At 65.4% G+C, this 13,731-nt stretch carries 15 protein-coding genes; 9 read left to right on the top strand and 6 right to left on the bottom strand.

Features of this window, described 5'->3' with window-relative positions:
* Positions 1-356: 356 nt before the first annotated feature.
* The gene (locus DMH03_RS24125) at positions 357-782 is read left to right on the top strand and encodes a hypothetical protein (RefSeq protein ID WP_125794278.1); all 426 of its coding nucleotides are present in this window, start codon (positions 357-359) and stop codon (positions 780-782) included.
* Between the two features lie 126 nt (positions 783-908).
* Positions 909-1,163 (top strand): hypothetical protein, encoded by a 255-nt coding sequence (locus DMH03_RS24120; protein WP_233611609.1) that lies wholly within the window; start codon positions 909-911, stop codon positions 1,161-1,163.
* Positions 1,164-1,169: 6 nt separating this feature from the next.
* On the opposite strand, the gene DMH03_RS24115 is transcribed toward DMH03_RS24120, so the two are convergent.
* Positions 1,170-3,605: an NB-ARC domain-containing protein gene (locus tag DMH03_RS24115; RefSeq protein ID WP_125794277.1), complete on the bottom strand. Its 2,436-nt coding sequence runs from the start codon at positions 3,603-3,605 to the stop codon at positions 1,170-1,172.
* A 672-nt stretch (positions 3,606-4,277) separates the two neighbouring features.
* On the opposite strand from DMH03_RS24115, the gene DMH03_RS24110 reads away from it, so the two are divergent.
* On the top strand, positions 4,278-5,063 hold the full coding sequence (locus tag DMH03_RS24110) for a tyrosine-protein phosphatase (protein WP_125794276.1): 786 nt from the start codon (positions 4,278-4,280) through the stop codon (positions 5,061-5,063).
* A gap of 465 nt (positions 5,064-5,528) precedes the next feature.
* A complete protein-coding gene (locus DMH03_RS24105; protein ID WP_125794275.1) occupies positions 5,529-6,305 on the top strand; it encodes a hypothetical protein in 777 nt (258 codons plus the stop codon).
* A gap of 66 nt (positions 6,306-6,371) precedes the next feature.
* Here DMH03_RS24105 and DMH03_RS24100 read toward each other — a convergent pair whose 3' ends face one another.
* On the bottom strand, positions 6,372-7,361 hold the full coding sequence (locus DMH03_RS24100; protein WP_233611608.1) for a sugar ABC transporter substrate-binding protein: 990 nt from the start codon (positions 7,359-7,361) through the stop codon (positions 6,372-6,374).
* Positions 7,362-8,261: 900 nt separating this feature from the next.
* On the opposite strand from DMH03_RS24100, the gene DMH03_RS24090 reads away from it, so the two are divergent.
* Positions 8,262-8,942 (top strand): S1 family peptidase, encoded by a 681-nt coding sequence (locus DMH03_RS24090; protein ID WP_233611607.1) that lies wholly within the window; start codon positions 8,262-8,264, stop codon positions 8,940-8,942.
* 76 nt (positions 8,943-9,018) lie between these two features.
* On the opposite strand, the gene DMH03_RS24085 is transcribed toward DMH03_RS24090, so the two are convergent.
* Positions 9,019-9,462, bottom strand: coding sequence for a hypothetical protein (locus DMH03_RS24085; RefSeq protein WP_125794272.1), 444 nt, complete (start codon positions 9,460-9,462; stop codon positions 9,019-9,021).
* 481 nt (positions 9,463-9,943) lie between these two features.
* Between DMH03_RS24085 and DMH03_RS24080 the strand changes: the two genes are divergently transcribed.
* Positions 9,944-10,492: an HD domain-containing protein gene (locus DMH03_RS24080; RefSeq protein ID WP_125794271.1), complete on the top strand. Its 549-nt coding sequence runs from the start codon at positions 9,944-9,946 to the stop codon at positions 10,490-10,492.
* Here DMH03_RS24080 and DMH03_RS24075 read toward each other — a convergent pair.
* The 3 genes from DMH03_RS24075 to DMH03_RS24065 form a co-directional block, all read right to left on the bottom strand.
* Positions 10,484-10,960, bottom strand: a complete 477-nt coding sequence (locus DMH03_RS24075; protein WP_125794270.1) for an NUDIX domain-containing protein — start codon at positions 10,958-10,960, stop codon at positions 10,484-10,486. The genes DMH03_RS24080 and DMH03_RS24075 overlap by 9 nt on opposite strands.
* Before the next feature lie 21 nt (positions 10,961-10,981).
* Complete coding sequence (locus tag DMH03_RS24070; RefSeq protein WP_125794269.1) at positions 10,982-11,716, bottom strand: helix-turn-helix domain-containing protein; 735 nt, start codon at positions 11,714-11,716, stop codon at positions 10,982-10,984.
* 175 nt (positions 11,717-11,891) lie between these two features.
* Positions 11,892-12,203 carry a GntR family transcriptional regulator gene (locus DMH03_RS24065; protein ID WP_125794620.1) on the bottom strand — a complete coding sequence of 104 codons (312 nt, stop codon included), beginning with the start codon at positions 12,201-12,203 and terminating at the stop codon, positions 11,892-11,894.
* Positions 12,204-12,341: 138 nt separating this feature from the next.
* On the opposite strand from DMH03_RS24065, the gene DMH03_RS24060 reads away from it, so the two are divergent.
* The 3 genes from DMH03_RS24060 (at position 12,342) to DMH03_RS24050 (ending at position 13,689) form a co-directional block, all read left to right on the top strand.
* The gene (locus DMH03_RS24060; RefSeq protein WP_199748994.1) at positions 12,342-12,650 is read left to right on the top strand and encodes a hypothetical protein; all 309 of its coding nucleotides are present in this window, start codon (positions 12,342-12,344) and stop codon (positions 12,648-12,650) included.
* A complete protein-coding gene (locus tag DMH03_RS24055; protein WP_125794268.1) occupies positions 12,647-12,886 on the top strand; it encodes a hypothetical protein in 240 nt (79 codons plus the stop codon). The genes DMH03_RS24060 and DMH03_RS24055 overlap by 4 nt, the downstream gene beginning before the upstream one ends.
* Positions 12,887-12,993: 107 nt before the next feature.
* Positions 12,994-13,689: a hypothetical protein gene (locus tag DMH03_RS24050; RefSeq protein WP_125794267.1), complete on the top strand. Its 696-nt coding sequence runs from the start codon at positions 12,994-12,996 to the stop codon at positions 13,687-13,689.
* The last annotated feature ends 42 nt before the right edge of the window (positions 13,690-13,731 follow it).

Below are 13,731 nucleotides of genomic sequence, written 5' to 3'. Positions count from 1 at the left end.
CCAGTTCAGAGGGGCTGTGTGGAAACAGGGACACTCAACGTCCCTTTTTCCACACACCCCCTCACCCGCCCCCCGCCTTGCCCTACGCCTGACGAGAGCCGCTGTCCCCAATGTCGCATTGGGGACAACTGCCGGACGTTTCCCGTCTCGGCGGCGGTAGCCGGTCGTGGGTCGTGAGTGGCAAGTGCCGGTCAGTGGTCCGTGAAGGCCTCCTTGAGGGACCCAGCGTCCCTCAAGGAGGCCTTCACGGACTGCGACAACTGCCGGACGTTTCTGCCGCCGCTCCTGCATGGTGTCCGCCGCCTGGATGAGATGTGCTGATCAGGCAGAGCACACCCCTCACTAGGAGGAAACCGGTGACCACAGCGGAGGAGTTCACCCTGGCGAGGGTGTTCGACGTCGTCGACCCCGAGACCGGCCCGGGCTTCGCGCCCGACCACCCGCGCGTCGAGGACCGGGAGGAACTCCAGGCACTCGTCGCGTACCTGGCAGGCGGCACCCCCATCCTGGTCACGCCGTCGTTGCTGGACGACGTGGTCGACCCGGACCGCACCGCGGTCGTGCCGACGAACTTCGTCACCGACGGCGAATGGATCTGGACCGACACCGTGACCTACTACCTGGAGCGCCACGGGCTGGCGCCGGAACCGCGGCTCCTCGGCCACATCCGGGAGCGTGGCCAGGTGGCGGGACCGGTGGCGGCGGACGTCGTCCAGCGCGCGGTCGGTTTCGTGCTGGAGCCGCCGTCCGGCGACCGTCGCCCGGTGTGGAGCGCGGGCTGACCCGGAGCCCTGACACCGGAAGAGACTTCCTCCGGTCGTTCTGCTGGTCGTTACGCGTGGTCGCGGAAGCGCCCGCCCCGTTTACTGGAACAAGAGTCGCAGATCCGCTCAACCCAAGGAGTTGACGTGTCGCTACGAATCCAAGGTCTCACCGGTCGTCCCGCCCGGTCGGAAGAGGACATGGTGGCCGTGTACGTGTCCCGCGACGACCTACGCGAGATGGACCCGACCGAACTGGGCGGCCGGATCGCGGCCGCCGCCGGCCGGCCGCAGGCCAGGCAGGCCACCATCGCCGAGTTCGAGCCCACGCCCCGCTACACCGTCCAGGACGTCCTCCTCGGGCACATCACCTGGGAGGAACTCACCCGCACTTCCGCTTGAACGGGCTTACGACGCGTTGACGCGCTCGGTCAACCTCTCCCGCAACTTCGTGGCCTCGGCGCTGCCCAGTCTGTCGCAAAGGGACAGCGCGCGTTCTCGCTCACCACGCGCCGACACCGGGTCGCCCGCCTCGTCGGACAAGGACGCCAATTCGCACAGAGTGTCCACTTGAGACTGTGGATGCCCGATCCGTTCGAACAACGCGAGCGCCTCCGACAGTCTCTCGCGCGCGTTCGCGTGCTCTCCCCGCCGTCGCAGGAACCTGCCGCCGGCTTGGAGCGCACGGGCCTGGCCCATCGTCGCGCCATGTGCCCGGAACAGGTCGAGCGCCTCGTCGCCTTGGCCGAGCGCGTCGTCGAGTTCGCCGAGCGCGGCCAGGTTCTGCGCCGAGCGCAGCAGCAGGTACGCGTAGTTGGTGTCGTCCACCAGTGTGCGAGGGCCATCGCACGGTCGCCGGAAGTAGTGGACACAGGTCTCGAACTCGGCCGCAGCCTCGGTGAACCGGCCGCTCGCGGACCAGTGGGTCGCCCGGCTCGACCGCGCCAGATGAAGCCCGAGCGGATAGCCTGCCGCGTCGAACAACGCCACCAGATCATCGAACAGGTCGGGGGAATCCGGCAGATCGCCGCCACGGAGCCGGGCAGTCAGGAGGTAGATCTTCGCCCAGCCCTGTTCACGCAGATCGCCCACCTCCAGCGCGACGTCCAAGGCCTGCTCGGCCATCCGCACGGCGTCGTCCACCCGGCCGATGAGCGTGGACAGCACCCAGGACAGGTAGTTGCGCTGGACGGCCTCGTCACGCTTGCTGCCGATCGCGAGCGCCGACTTCAGCGCGAGATCGAAGACGCCGTGCCAGGTGGCCGCGGCACCACCGATCTCCGAGTACCAGTGCATGGCCTCGGCCAGGTCGATGACCTTCCGGTGATCGCCACGGGCGGCGACCCGCTTCAAGGCGGCGAACCAGTTCTTCGTCTCCACCTCGAGCCACCGGCCCGCACCGGCGGGGCCGTCGAAGGACAGGGTCGGCACCGGGGGAGCGGTCAGCTCGCCGGAGGGCTGGAAGTAGCGCCCCGCGGCCGTCGCCGTCCGGACGAGCCACCGGTCGAGACGGCCCTCCGCCGCCTCGATCGCCTCGGGCGGTTCCTCCTGGGCGAGCCGTTCCGTGGCGAACACCCTGAGCAGGTCGTGGAACTGGTACCTGCCGACGTCCTGGGACGTCTGCAGCAGGCTCGCGTCGACCAGTTCCTCCAGGTAGACGGCCACGTCCTCCTCCGGCGCCTCGATGAGTGTCATCGCGGCGGCGTCGGAGAAATCGGCCGCCGGTACGAGCGAAAGCCGTCGAAAGGCCGCGGCGGCCGTGGGGGAGAGCTGACGGTAGGACAATTCGAAGACGCTGCGGACGTCGAGGTCACCGGCGGTGAGTGTCGTCAGGCGCCTGCCTCGATCCCGAAGCTGGTCGGTGAGACGCGACAACGGCCAGATCGGGCGGCTCGCGAGCCGGTTCCCGGCGATGCGGAGTGCGAGCGGCAACCGCCCGCACAGCTCGACCAGCTCGATCGCCGCCGCGCGTTCCTGCGTGACCCGCGACGGTCCGACGATGCTCGCCAGGAGTGCGACGGCGTCATGCTGTTCGAGCACGTCGAGGGTGAGCCTGCCCGCCCGTTCGAGCCCCACCAGCATCTGACGGCTGGTGACCAGGGTGAGGCAGCGTTGCCCGCCGACCAGCAGCGGGCGCACCTGGGCTTCGTTGGCCGCGTCGTCGAGGACGATCAGGGTGGCGCGATCCTTCAGCAAGGACCGGCACAGGCTCGCGCGGTGCTCCAGCTCGGCGGGGACCTGGACGGCGTCGACGCCCAGTGACCTCAGGATCAGATGCAGCACGTCCGCCGGATCGTTCGGCTCGGACGACATCCCGCGCAGCTTCAGGAAAAGCTGCCCGTCGGGGAAGTCGTCGGCGAGATCGTGGGCGGTCCTCACCGCGAGACTCGTCTTGCCGGTGCCGGGTGGCCCACTCAGGACCGCGACGTGCCCCGACCGCCGGTGGTCACCCCTCAGATCGTCGGTGAGCGCGCGCAACGCGTCGAGGTCGCGCTCGCGTCCGGTGAGATCGTCGAGGTCAGGGGGCAACGCGCCGACGAGAGGCGGGTCGTAGATCCCGGCGGGCGCGGCCAAGACGGTGGCCGCCGGCTGAACGCGGCCCTGCTTCGCGATTTTTTGCAGATGGGTCAGCTCTTCGTCGGTCAAGGCCAGGGGCGTGGCGAGCGCCTCGATCGTCCGGCGCTGCGGGCTCTTCGCGACGCCCCGTTCCATGTCGCTGATGGCCCGGACACTGACGCCTGACCCTTCGGCGAGCTCTTCCTGCGTCAGGTCGGCGCGAACGCGGTAGGTCTTCAAGAACGCCTTGAACGTCGCGGAAGCCTCATCCGAAGGCGCGTTCGTCATGGGGCGAATTATCCACACCGCCCCCCTTCGCTCAACTCGACCTTGGCGCCGACCTGGGGTTTTCCGAACTCCGCCGAGACGCTCGCCCGCGACGCGAGGGCCCGCTCGGGCGCTTGCCAGCGGAAACGGATCCCGCGAGTCACCGTCATGAAACACGTCACAGGACGGCTGGGGTGACACTTGGCGACGCGTTCCGGAATTACGTCAAGGTGTCGTACGCGTGAATGGCGAACCCGTTGGCAGAGCCGGGAAACGACTGCGGAACACCGCGTCTTCAGCCCGAACCCGTGATGTCTGTGCGAGCAGGAATCCGCGGTCACGAGCGGGGGCCCGTCCACGGCGCGCCGCCGCTCGTGACCGGCCCGGTGGTCCGCTCACCGTTGTGGAAGGTTCCGTTGCGGGAACCGAGATCCGCAGCGCGACCTCGACGACAGGCTCCGGAAGCCACCGAACAAGGCTGGTTCGGTGAGGTCGACGGACTTTGAGCCGGCCCTCGACACCGCCCATCAAGACGCGAGCCAGACGCGCACACTTCGAGCACAGGCCCGCATCGTCGACCTGCTCACGCCGACAATGACCCGCGGGCAACGATGAACCAACCTGCGTGTCGTGCGTCGCTACATGGAGACCCGGCTTGCCCGGCAACCTCAGTGAGGAGAGAGCGTCCGGACGATGAGTACGAGCAGAAGAGTGGCCTGGGAAGGCTTCTTCAACACCAGGGACCTCGGCGGACTGCCCACCACGTCCGGCGACACGACCAGCTATGGAGCCTTCTTCAGAGCGGCGGACCTTCGTTTCGTCACTGAGACAGGCTGGGCTCAAGCGCGCGAGGCCGGCGTCCGCACGGTCATCGACCTCCGCAACGCGGACGAGATCCGGCCGACTGACACCGCGTCGACGGCACAGGCGGGCTCGGCACAATTCGCCCCCGCCTCAGACGGTCCTGCCACACCGGCTGGCGTCAACCGGCTCGAGGTCCCGCTCGACGACATCGACGACCTCGAATTCTGGCAGCACGTCAATCGTGAGCGGCTCAACGGCACCCCGCTCTACTATCCCGTCTTCCTCCAGCGGAAGGCCGAGCGTTGCGCTGCCGTCATCACGGCGATCGCCCACGCAGATCCCGGCGGGGTTCTGTTCCACTGCGGTGGCGGCCGAGACCGAACCGGGCTGATCGCGCTCCTGTTGCTCGCGCTGGCCGATGTCGAACCCCAGGCGATCGCCGCGGACTACGCCCTGTCCGCCGAAGCGCTCAAAGCCCTGTACGCCGCGATGGGAACCGCCGACCAACAGCCGTTCATCCAGGGTGTCCTCGAGGACCGGGGCACCACGGTCGAGGAGGCCGTCATGACGACCCTCGACGGCTTCGATGTCGAGCAGTACTTGCTCAGCGCCGGCGTTACCAGCAGCGAACTCCACAGCGTTCGCAACAGACTCTCGACTCTTCACCCGCGCTGAAACCAGCAGAGGCCGACTGGCCCGGAGTGACGGCCTGAGGTGGACCCGCGCGAGCTTTCTTCAGACTGACGGTTGTTGGTCGAGCAGCACGACGGGGTCGGTGCTGTAGGCGACCATCCAGCTGGGATCGCTGCTCGTTCCTCGCGTCGCCGGCTCCCGTTGTGGCTGTGGTGGTGGCTTCGCGATAGGTGGTGATGGCGATTGGTCGCCGGAGGACCGCCGTCCTCTCGCAGACCGCACGCCCCGAAGGTGATGACGTTGGCGTGTGGCTGGGTGAGCTGAGCGCGTAGATCTTGGTTCTCCAGCGCGACCACGTCAGCGGTTCGAAGCAGTGCTGGTACGTCGGCGCGGAGCCGGACCTCGACATTCGGGGGTGCGCAGTGTGCTTTGACTATTTGGGGCGGTAACAGTACGCGTGCTGTGTGCGACTGGGGGAGGGAGCGCTTTGGCGAGGGGCGGTTGTGTATGGGTCTGGCTGTTGGAGGTGTCGGCGGTTGGCTGGTCCAAGCGTTACCCGATATCTCGAGCAATCTGATCGCCGCCGCCATCGGGGGTGTGCTGGTCTGGTTGTCGACGACTGCGAGACGACGTCTCAAGCTGCTCCGTGCGCGGAGGTTCTGGCGGGCTTTGGGTGGTCGGCACCCGTTGATCGTCCTGGGGGCTCATGACTTCGAGCTGCATCGGCGGTGGGCCAGAGCCGGTGTGGTGGGTATGGGTGACATCGGGGCGCTGGTGGACATCGAGGCCCAGCTTCGCAGGCTGGGGTTCGCCGGCAGGATCGCGGAGTCGAAGCAGTTGTCGCCGCGTGAGCTGAGTTCGGATCTGGTCCTGATCGGCGGGCCGGTGGCGAATGCGGTGACGAGGACGATGTTGGCGAAGCTGAACGGAGCGGTCTCCTACGGTTTCGCCGAGGATCTGGAGCATGGGGCGGCTGTGGTGCGTGATGTGCGCACCGGCCGCGTGCTGGCACCGCGGTACGACGAGTCAGGGTATCCGGTCAGTGACTATGCCTTGATCATCCGGACGTCGAACCCGCTGGCTCCGGATACGTCGGAGATCGTCATTGTGGCGGGGTGCTGGGAACATGGCACCCTGGCTGCGGCGGAGAAGCTCGGAGACCGGAAGTTTCTCCGCAGAACGAAAAAGATGAAGCATTTCGAGGTACTTCTCGAGACTACGGTCGTGAACGGTGCCCACTACAACGCCAAGGTCGTCGAAACCCGGCGGATCTCACCGAGTTGACAGCGAGCCCGTCCGGATTTGGCGACGGAAGGCAGGCTTGCCGTTCTCCTGTATGCGACGCGATGCTTATTTCGTTTCGTGGACCTCGGGATCCAGGATGGTGCGTTTCGTTGTCTTGCGGCGCTTGTGCATCTTCTCCAAGACATCGACAACACTTTCTGCGAGGCGGTGGGCGTCCTGGACGACGGTGGCTCGAAGGGGGCTCGTGCCGGCGTCGATCAGGGTCCTTGCCTCGGTGGTTCCGTCTACGCCGATGACCACGGTGTCCGTCGTGACAGGGGAGGTGATCGTTCGGAGGGCGTCGACGGCGCCCAGCGCCATCTCGTCGTTGGTGCAGAAAACGGCGTCCAGACGACCGTGCCGTGAGGTGAGCAGGCGCGCGTGGGACAGCACGGCGTCGTAGGCGCGTGCGCGATGGAAGGCGCACGTCTCGTCGATGGTGATCGAAACGCCGGGCAACTCGGTCTGAAGGACAGCCGCGCAGTGGCTTTGCCGGGCCTGATGTTGCCTGCTGGCCACGATCAGCACGTGTGGCCGCTGCCTGTCGTTTTTGCGTAGGTGGGTTACCAGCCAGCGGCCGGCGAGGGTCCCGAGGTCCGAACTGAGGTAGCCGACGAAGGCGGCGTTGCCCGGGTAGTGGTCCTCGTCGTCGAACGGTTCGATGTCGGTGAAAACCACCGGCAGGGTCAGTTCGGAGCAAAATTCGATGAGGTCCGGCCGGAGACGGTGTACTTCGGTCGCGACGATGATTCCGCCGATGTAGCGGTGGTGTGCGGCCAGGATCCTGCGCAGGTGGTGCGCTTGCGCGGCGGAATCGTAGTCCAGGTCTGGCACTTTGAGCACCAGATCGATGTTGGCGCGGTCCAGCGTGCGGTGCAGGCGTTGCACGAATCCCGCGACCCAGTACTTCTGCCTGAACGCCGATGTCACGAGGAAGGCCTGCCGTGTGCGCCTGGCCGACGGCACCCGCCGCAGCAGAGGAGCTGCGGCCAGCACTCCTGCGACCAGAAGGGTCCACACGGGCACCTTCGCGATCAGCACGTCGCTACGGATCATCGCGAGAACCCCGGCGAGAACGAGACCGCCGGTGACCGAGGTGAGGACGGCGAACCGTATCGGAGTGCGATCGCGGTCCGGCAACTTCATCGTGGAGTCCTCCCGGGCCGATGAAACCGCGAGGAGCCGACATGCCCCCACTGGCACCGATTATGTGCCCGATGACGACCGGGTGCCAGAGACAGGGACGTGGCGTGTTCGCAGCAACGCAGTGCTGGCCGGCTGCGACCAAGGGGACGTCATCGGCGCAGGCGGCGGTCGTGTCGCGCGGAGACACGCCCCGGATCACCGGAGCCGTTTCACCGGGAAGGACGGTGGTGTAAGACCAGCCGTATTTCAGGGTCGCGCGGTGCACCGCGGCCAGGCCGTTACGGTTGCGGTGTGACCAGCCCAGCGGCTCATCTCCCTGGTCGTCACGGAGCGCGCGATAGCCGTCCACGAACAAGTTCTGCGTCAGCAACTGCATGAGCGGTCGGCACCGGTCCGTCCGCGACTGGGTGTCTGCGGGGGCGAGGAAGAGCGGTTCGGGGTCTCCGTCGTCACCCCGTCGCAATACCGCTACGGCAATCCGAGGCGACAACGAGCTGACAACTCCGGTAGAGACGAGACCTCGGCGGGAGTCTGCCCTTCGATCTCGCCGTGACACACCACCGCCTGTCACCGCTCAGGCGGCAGGGTGAACGCCTTCGCGCGAGCGTGCGCTCGGGCCCTGCGGTGTCGGAGAAGGGAGACTCTGGCGGTCTGTGAGCAGGGAACCTCGAGGCCTGGGTGAGTGTGATCGTGCACGGATCTCGGCGGCCGACGGCTTTTTGATCACTCGTCAGGCTGACTCCGATTGTGCTGCCGTCCGCGTGGCATTGGACTGGTCGCACGTATCCAGTCTCTTATGGACGGAAGGACATGACCATGTTCGGCTGCTCACGTCGTAAGCTGGCCGGGGTGCTGATCGCCTCGGTAATGGCCACGTTGTTGGCCTGTCCAGTCGTTTCCGCGGCGCCGTCGGCAGTCGGTGCGGCGCAGCAGCCGGCAGTGAACGGCGGTGATGCGATGTACACCGTCTCACCGGGACCCGGCCGTGAACCGTATTATTGTTCAGCGGGGTTCGCGATCCTCGTCAAGGACGTCCGGTACATCCTCACGGCCGGGCACTGCACCGAACACGGGTTGGACTGGCAAGGTATCGGCCCTAACGTGGACACCCATTTCCCGGTGACCGATTACGGCCGTGTCCGGGACCTTTCCGGCTCCGGGCACAGCCAAGTCACTTTATACGATGGCAGCACCCAGCGGATCCTTCGCGCGGGCATCCCGCAGGTGGGGCAACGGGTGTGCAAGAGCGGCATGACGACGAAGAAGACGTGCGGGAAGGTCCTGGGCCTCAACCAGACCGTGAACTACGGCAAGGACAAGCAGGTCGTCGGGACGATCGCGACCGACATCCCCATCGAGAGCGGTGATAGCGGCGGTCCGTTGTTCTATGGCGGCGTCGGCTACGGAGTGCTGTCCGGCGGGAACAGCCAAGTCAGCTTCTTCCAGCCGCTACGGCCTGTGCTCGCCGCCTACGGAGCCACCCTCGCCTGAGAGGGAAGCACCTGAGTAGCCGGGCGCGATCCCTCCCCGCAAAACGATCTTTACTTGGCTTCCGCGCTGTGCGTTGCTAGATCCGTTCGAAGATGACGTCGAAGTCCTTGCGCCAGGTGGATCCCTGGTCTTCGGACGCTTCCCAGCGTGCGTCGATCCGGTCTGGCCGGACGTCGGCGATGAAGCGTTGGTGCATGTCGGGGTCTTGGCGGTTCAGTTGCCAGCGTGTGCCGTCGAAAGTCATGGCGAAGACCCGGCAAACCCCTCGTTCGTCGTGGTAGAGGGCTGTGTAGGTGTCGCGGGTGTCGCTGCGGCCGAGAACCAGGACCATCTCGCTCGCGGCCTTGTCGTCGCCGTCGCCCATGGTCCAGCGGAGAACCACGAACGCGTCACCGAGCCACTCGACCGTCGCTGAGCCAGGCACCTCCTGGTCGGCGGGGTCCAGGAACCAGGCGTTGCACAGCGTTGTCCGCCACGAGCCGACCAGGACGTCCAGTTGTCGCATGACCTCGTTACGCATGGCTACCTCCCTGACCTCGGGCCCGAGCTCGTCGAGCTCGCAGGAGTCTCGCTGGGGCTGCCTTTGCAGCGCTGAGGGAAGCGCGAGAGCGACCACCTCAAGATTATCGGCCTGGTTTTGAACTGAACAAGAAAGAGCCCCTGGCTTGTACCTGAGGTACAAGCCAGGGGCTTCGTCTTCCGGTCGGGCTGACAGGATTCGAACCTGCGACCCCTTGACCCCCAGGCACTAGACAGGCGCAAAACACCTGGTCGGCGACGTTTGCTGCCTGACTGGCAATGTCCGCTGACGTCCATCGATGTTCGGGTGCATCCATGGTGATCGTCAGGCAGTTGGTCAGGCAGGTGGGGAGTTGGGCCGCACCTCTAACCAGCAAATTTGGTCCGGGCTTACAGCTGCTTCCACGACTCCGCTTTCAGGCCGCCGGCCACCAATCGACTGGTACAAGGAAGGCCCCATGCGACCAGTAGGGTGCAGTTCTATGACGATCGTTGACCGCGCTGAGATGCTCGCCGAACAGCTCGTTGCCCCGTTGGGGCGTCGATGGTCTCACGTTCGAGCTGTTGCGGCCCGTGCTCGCGAGGTCGCGGCCGCTGTCTCCGGAGACGATGTGGAGAGCCTTGTGGCGGCTGCTTGGCTCCACGACATCGGGTATTCCGAACAAATCGGTCACACGCGATTTCATCCACTTGATGGTGCTCGATTCCTGCGGGCGCATGGCTGGCCTGTATCGGTCGTCAATCTTGTCGCCCATCATTCTGGAGCCCGGTTCGAAGCTGAGGAGCGAGGCTTGTCCAGTGAATTGGCAGAGTTCCCGTTCGTTGATAGTCCAGTGTTGGATGCTCTAGTGCTGGCCGACCTTACAACCGGTCCCGGCGGCGAACGCCTTTCCTATGACGAGCGGATTTCCGAAATTCTTCGGCGTTATCCAGAGGATGACCCTGTGCATCGGACCTGGGTTAAAGCGTCCCCCATTCTCAGGGAAGCTGTTGAACGCGCGGAGCTGCGAATTGCGGCGGCTTCATCCTAGGTACGGCGAGGTGCGAGACTCATCCAGGGCGTGGTTGATTCGTAGGCGCATGGACGGATGAATGTTGAGTTGCGTCATTTCGTCCGGCGCTATCCATCGCGCCGCCTTCGTTTCTGTGCCGTCCTCGCGCGGTGTTCCTCCAAGCCAGCGCCCCTCGAAGCACAGGGAAAACTGTTGTCGAACTTCGCCGTCGTCATAGGCCATAACGTGCCTGGGATCGGTGTATGTGCCAACTAGGCGGAGGATCTCGACGTCAACGCCCGTCTCTTCTTTGACCTCACGCACTGCGGTGTCGGTGATGCGTTCCCCGGCGTCGTGTCCGCCGCCAGGTAAGGCCCAAAGGTCATTGTCAATCTTGTGAATCAGTAGCAGTCGTCCGGCGTCGTCGCGCACAACCACGGTAACTGACGGGACCACGCTGTTGGCGGCGGGAGCGTTCGGATCATCGAAATAATCGACGCGAGCCATAGTGAAAACTCCTTACTCGGTCTACTCAGGTACGCCGTTAGACCATACGTTCTCAAAAGAACGCATGTAGTACTTCCAGATAGGTCCATCGGGCAAGCGCTTGTACTGCATCACTGGACTTTGGCCAGCGAGGGCGCCATGGGAGTGGACGTTCACGAGCAACGTGTCATCAAATCGATACATCGAGTTGTACAAAATGGTTCCATGCGTGCGAATCTCAATGCCTTCAAGATCTGCAACCTCGGATAGGTATCGGCGCATCAACTGAATCCGTCCTTCGAGACCGCCTGGCGTTCCTTCGTCGATGGCGCGCTGAATAACCGCTGGGGACGTCTCGTCGCCGACGAGAATGCGAAATCGAACACCCTGCGCCGCCTTTTTGCGCATTAAGGGAATCAGGTCGTACTGTTCGACCAAAAATGCGCCGGAGAAGACCAAGACATCCATCTGCGTCTCCACGCTGGAGAGTAGAGCGTTCCACGAGGCGCCGGTCATGGCGGATCGAGATGGATACAGATGCACAAGCTCCGATTCGGTCGGAGCTGGCCGCGTGTTGCCCGCGACTTCGGGCCATAGATCTTCCTCGCGAGTCTGTAGTACTGCGGTCACCCTGAAGCGAGTTGCGCGGTGAGGGATGCGCGTTTCGTCCCGAATCCACCGCTCGACAGTCTTCGTGTCCCTTCCGACTTTGGCGGCAAGCGTCGCCTCGGTGAGGTTCGCAGCCAGCATGGCGGTGCGCAGACGATCGTTTGCCACGATCAGGACCCTCTCATGGCTGAGGACGTTTGGGACGTTTTGAGGGGACGCTTGGCTGCCCGGGGACGTCCCCAAAGATCTTGCGAAGTGCGGTAGTTACGTCCCCTGAGGTGCGGTTTTCTTGTGTCAGGCCACCGAATGCGGTGGGGCGAACGAAGAGAACCGGAGCTGACGATCATGTGCCTTCTATCTTCCGCTGGAGATCCGCGACCGTCCTGGACAGTTCGGCCACCTGCTGCGCCACCGCTGCCAGAGTCAGTGGTTCGTCGCCCGCGGGGATGCTGTCGCTAACGAACGTGCCAACGGGTCCTCGTGACGTAGCCCAGCCCTCGTCGACCAGGAGCCGAAGTGCTCGGGACGCGGTGTTCGGCGCTACACCTTGCGTGGTGGCCAGTTCGCGAGCGGATGGCAGCTTGTCGCCCGGAGCCAGCTGACCAGTCCGGATGCGGGTGCGCAGATCATCGGCGATCTGTTCAAACGGGACCATCTCTGCGGGATTTCTAGTCACACATCGAGCGTATCAACAGATGCCTTGCGGCACCTTAAGTCACCCGATCGGCGCATTGTGACGCAAGGCGTCTTAAGGTGTACTGATACATAACAACGAGCCGGAGGAAAGAAGCAAATGCGCAACACACGTCCGAAGACCAGCCGCCGTCAGATCGAGATGGACGCCGTCGATTTGGATTTCGACTACTTCGCTGACACGACCGGCTTGGCCGGTGATGTGGCTACGGCAGTGTCGTTCGGCGGTGTCGATGAGCTGGCCGACCTGTACACGGAGATTGCGGAGTTCGATCGGGAGTTGGAGCTGATCGAGGCTGAGTTGCTGGCGCACGAGGTTGCTATGGCTGCGGGGGATGCGGCCGAGGTGGCATCTGTGGTGCGGCTCCGCGTGGGGGAGAGCAACACGGTGCGGGGGTGGGCAGCGTGATGACCATCAGCCGGTTGTTCGTTCCGGCCGCGTTCTGCGGGTTGGTGGCGACGATGCCGCCCGCGTCGGCGACTGCGTTCGAGCGGTTGGATTGGCTGGACCGCACCGTTGACCAGCTGCGCGGCGAGGTTCGTGGCCCGCACGGGTTGAGCGCGATCCGGCTGGTCGAGGCGATCGATCAGGTGCGTCACGCCACGCACGACGAATTCGCTACCAGCACCGTTTCTGCTGCCTGACCTTCTGTTCTGGGCGCGTTTCCGCGCCATATTCCCGAAATTCTCCGTATTCGTTCCGGGGCACCGCCATGCCTTGTGCCGGTTCCTCTTGCTCGGAAGGACGTCCCATGACTCACACGGTGAGCATCGAGATCGCCGCTCGTTTCGGCGAGCTGGCCGACACGCTGGCCCGCAATGCCGCGGTGCTGACCTCGGCTGGTCTTCCGGAGTCCGTGACCACGGTCCGGGCGACGGTCTACGGCGACGTCGCCGCCCAGCTGCGGACGCTGGCCGAGGACGAGGCGGCGCAGTCCGCGGGGAATCCGCTGGTGGTCGTGGCGGCGGTGGGTGAGGTGGCGTCGGCGGTGGCTCGCCGGTTCGAGCGGCTGGTCGGCGACCTGGTGGCGAATGCTCGCCTGCTGGTCCGCCGCACCACGGAGGCGGGGTTGCTGGCCCGGGCTCGTGTGTATCGGGATGTTGCCGCGCAGGTCCGGATTCTGGCCGAGGAGCAGGCCCGGCGCGCCGAGGCGCACCGGCGCTACGAGTCCCGGCCGCCGCTGTCGAACCTCGCGCCGTTGAGCCCGGTGGTGGTGCGGGCCGCAACCCGGGCGCCGAAGGTCCGGCCGGCGTTCCTGGAGACGCTGGTGGCCGCGATCGCGAAGCGCCGCGCCCAGGGCTGGTCGGTGGCCAGGTTGACGCGCTGGCTGCGCGAGAGCCTGCGCGATCCGCAGACCGACCACGTGCACCCGTGTGCCCAGCGCTCGTTCGTCTCCTACGTCACCGACCTCCTGACCACCCCGGCCGCGACCGTCCGCGCCGCCTGACTCTGCTCGGTTCCTGCCCGCTGTCTTCCGTGTCCGGAAAGG

It is taken from the genome of Amycolatopsis sp. WAC 01376 (assembly GCF_003947415.1).
GTDB lineage: Bacteria > Actinomycetota > Actinomycetes > Mycobacteriales > Pseudonocardiaceae > Amycolatopsis.
Note: the sequence above shows the minus strand (reverse complement) of the source record. Positions and strands in the feature narration are given on the sequence as shown.

Excerpts from the sequence above, each read along its gene's own strand:
- DMH03_RS24115 (WP_125794277.1), bottom strand. The coding sequence starts at position 3,605 with ATGACGAACGCGCCTTCGGATGAGGCTTCCGCGACGTTCAAGGCGTTC.
- DMH03_RS24110 (WP_125794276.1), top strand. The coding sequence starts at position 4,278 with ATGAGTACGAGCAGAAGAGTGGCCTGGGAAGGCTTCTTCAACACCAGG.
- DMH03_RS24105 (WP_125794275.1), top strand. The coding sequence starts at position 5,529 with ATGGGTCTGGCTGTTGGAGGTGTCGGCGGTTGGCTGGTCCAAGCGTTA.
- DMH03_RS24100 (WP_233611608.1), bottom strand. The coding sequence starts at position 7,361 with ATGATCCGTAGCGACGTGCTGATCGCGAAGGTGCCCGTGTGGACCCTT.
- DMH03_RS24090 (WP_233611607.1), top strand. The coding sequence starts at position 8,262 with ATGACCATGTTCGGCTGCTCACGTCGTAAGCTGGCCGGGGTGCTGATC.
- DMH03_RS24085 (WP_125794272.1), bottom strand. The coding sequence starts at position 9,462 with ATGCGTAACGAGGTCATGCGACAACTGGACGTCCTGGTCGGCTCGTGG.
- DMH03_RS24080 (WP_125794271.1), top strand. The coding sequence starts at position 9,944 with ATGACGATCGTTGACCGCGCTGAGATGCTCGCCGAACAGCTCGTTGCC.
- DMH03_RS24075 (WP_125794270.1), bottom strand. The coding sequence starts at position 10,960 with ATGGCTCGCGTCGATTATTTCGATGATCCGAACGCTCCCGCCGCCAAC.
- DMH03_RS24065 (WP_125794620.1), bottom strand. The coding sequence starts at position 12,203 with ATGGTCCCGTTTGAACAGATCGCCGATGATCTGCGCACCCGCATCCGG.
- DMH03_RS24060 (WP_199748994.1), top strand. The coding sequence starts at position 12,342 with ATGCGCAACACACGTCCGAAGACCAGCCGCCGTCAGATCGAGATGGAC.
- DMH03_RS24050 (WP_125794267.1), top strand. The coding sequence starts at position 12,994 with ATGACTCACACGGTGAGCATCGAGATCGCCGCTCGTTTCGGCGAGCTG.